General features: G+C 76.2%; 2 protein-coding genes and 1 pseudogene. All 3 read left to right on the top strand.

What is annotated here, in order from left to right:
• Nucleotides 1-495 (top strand): annotated as a pseudogene (locus tag D8M29_RS10790) (formamidopyrimidine-DNA glycosylase); the annotation flags it as partial.
• A gap of 76 nt (nucleotides 496-571) precedes the next feature.
• A complete protein-coding gene (locus tag D8M29_RS10785) occupies nucleotides 572-1822 on the top strand; it encodes a glucose-1-phosphate adenylyltransferase family protein (RefSeq protein WP_127435543.1) in 1251 nt (416 codons plus the stop codon).
• A gap of 46 nt (nucleotides 1823-1868) precedes the next feature.
• Nucleotides 1869-2600 (top strand): pseudouridine synthase (locus tag D8M29_RS10780; protein ID WP_127445966.1); only part of this gene is annotated, 732 nt, incomplete at its 3' end.

Raw genomic sequence — 2600 nt, 5'->3', positions numbered from 1 at the left:
CTCGCCGAGGGCGTGCGGCGGCTCACGGCCCGGCCCGAGCGGCCGGTCGGCCTGGCCCTGCTCGACCAGCGGCTCGTCTCCGGGATCGGCAACATCTACCGCTGCGAGACCCTCCTGCTGGCCGGCATCGACCCGCACCGGCCGATCGGCGAGGTCGAGGACGTCGCCGGACTCGTGCTGCTCGCCCGGGACCTGCTGCGCGCCAACGTCCCGCCCGCCGCCCCCGCCACGGGCGCCCGGCGCCGGACCACGGGCGTGCGTCCCAACCCGGGGCGACCCTTCGGGGTCGAGGTGCTGGTCCCGGCCGGTCCGTCACCCGGCACGGCACCCGGCCGGACACCCGGCACGGCACCCGGCCGGACGCCGTCGTACTGGGTCTACGGGCACGACCGCACCCCGTGCCTGCGCTGCCGCGGCCCCGTCCGCCAGGAGGACTACGGCTCCCCCGAGGACGACGCGCGGCGGCTGTGGTGGTGTCCGCACTGCCAGCGCTGACCCGGACGCACCCGAACGGTGGCCGCGTGTCCTCCCCGCTCCCTACGCTGAACCTGCCCCGACCCGAGGAGAAGTCATGGCCGACCCGTTCCCGAAGGACCCGGAGGGCGCCGTCGTCGCGCTCGTGCTGGCCGGCGGCACCGGCGGCCGCCTCATGCCGCTCACCGCGGCCCGCGCCAAGCCGATGGTGCCGCTGGCGGGCCAGTACCGGCTGATCGACGTCGTCCTGTCCAACCTGACCCACTCGCGCCTGCGGGACGTGTGGGTCGTGGAGCAGTACCGCCCCTTCACGCTGAACCAGCACCTGGCCGGCGGCCGGCCGTGGGATCTCGACGGCACCCGCCACGGCCTGCGCATCCTGCCCCCGGCCCAGGGCCGCGCCGAGGAGGGCTTCGCCCGCGGCAACGGCCACGCGATCGCCCAGCAGCTGCCGCTGCTGGAGCAGTTCGGCGCCGAGACCGTCGTCGTGCTCTCCGCGGACCACCTGTACCAGCTGGACCTGCGCCCCGTGCTGGCCGAGCACGCCCGCTCCGGCGCCGAGCTCACCGTGGTCACCACCGAGACGGACGAGGACCCCTCGCGCTTCGGCGTCGTCCAGGTGGGCGACGACGGCGCCGTCACCGACTACGCCTACAAGCCGGAGGACCCGGCGGGCACGCTCGTGGCCACCGAGGTGTTCGTGTTCGACGTCGCCGCGCTCTCCGAGGTGGTCGGCGACCTCGTGGCGGGCGAGGACGAGACGGCCACCAAGGACGAGGGTGAGACCGATGAGGACGGCGACCCCGTGGGCTCCTCCCTCGGCGACTACGGGGAGAGCATCATCCCGGCGTTCGTGGCGCGGGGACGCGTGCGGGAGCACCGCCTCGTCGGGTACTGGCGGGACATCGGCACCCTGGACGCCTTCTTCCGCGCCCACCGCGAGATCCTCGAGGGCACCGGCCTGGACGTCGCCGCCGAAGGCTGGCCGCTGATCACCAACCCCCACCAGGCGCCACCGGCGTGGGTGGCCCCGGACGCCCGCGTCTCCGGCTCGCTGCTCAGCCCGGGCTGCCGGATCGAGGGCGAGGTCTCGGACAGCGTGGTCGGCCCCGGGGTGGTCGTGGCGGCAGGCGCCACGGTGCGCGGCAGCCTCCTGCTCGGCGACTGCGAGGTCCCCGCGGGCGCGGTGCTGGACACCGTGGTGGTCGACGTCGGCGGGGCGGTCCCGGCGCGCGAGGTGACGGGGCGCGCCGCGCCGGCCGAGGAGGTCGTGGTGCTCACCCCGCAGGACCGAGGCCCGGCCGAGGACGAGACCACCGGCTCCGGCCGGCCCGGCCGGTCGGACTGAGCGGCGCCGGTCGGACGCAGCCGCACCGGGCTGGGAGGATGGACCCGTGGCCGTCCCCTCTCCCCTCCCCCCGCGCAACGGCGTCAACGCCACGCGCCTGCGCCTGCCCGCCTCCGGCTGGCCCACCGCGCAGGACTACGTGCTCCACCGGTTCGGTCACGTGGACCCGGAGGGCATCCGCGCGCGCTTCGCCCGCGGCGAGGTCGTGGCGGCGGACGGCACCGCACTGACGCCGACGACGCCGCTGGGCGTCCACGACGACCTCTGGTACTACCGGGACGTCCCCGACGAGACCCCGCTGCCCGTGACGCACACGCTCCTGCACCGCGACGAGCACCTCGTGGTCATCCACAAGCCGCACTTCCTGCCCACCACCCCGGGCGGCCGCTTCGTCCAGGAGACCGCGCTCGTGCGGCTGCGCAACGAGCTCGGCCTCGACGACCTCGTGCCCCTGCACCGGCTCGACCGGGCGACGGCCGGCGTCGTGATGTTCTCCGCGAACCCGGCCACCCGCGGCGCCTACCACCTGCTCTTCGAGCGGCGGGCCGTGGCCAAGACCTACGAGGCCGTGGTGCTCCTGCCGGAGGCCCCCGACGACGGCGCCCGCGGCCCCGGCGCCCCGACCGACCCCGTCCTGGGGCGGTTCCCGCTGACGGTGCGCAGCCGGATCCGCAAGGACAAGGGGGTCCTGCGCTCCGTGGTGGAGGAGATCCCGCCGGCGGCCTCCGGGCGGCGCGCGGGCGCCCCCGTCCGGACCCGGCGCTCGAACCGGCCCCAC

It is taken from the genome of Micrococcus sp. HSID17227 (assembly GCF_003989405.1).
GTDB classification, from domain to species: Bacteria; Actinomycetota; Actinomycetes; order Actinomycetales; family Micrococcaceae; genus Micrococcus; species Micrococcus luteus.
This window is presented reverse-complemented; position numbering and strand designations above follow the sequence as displayed.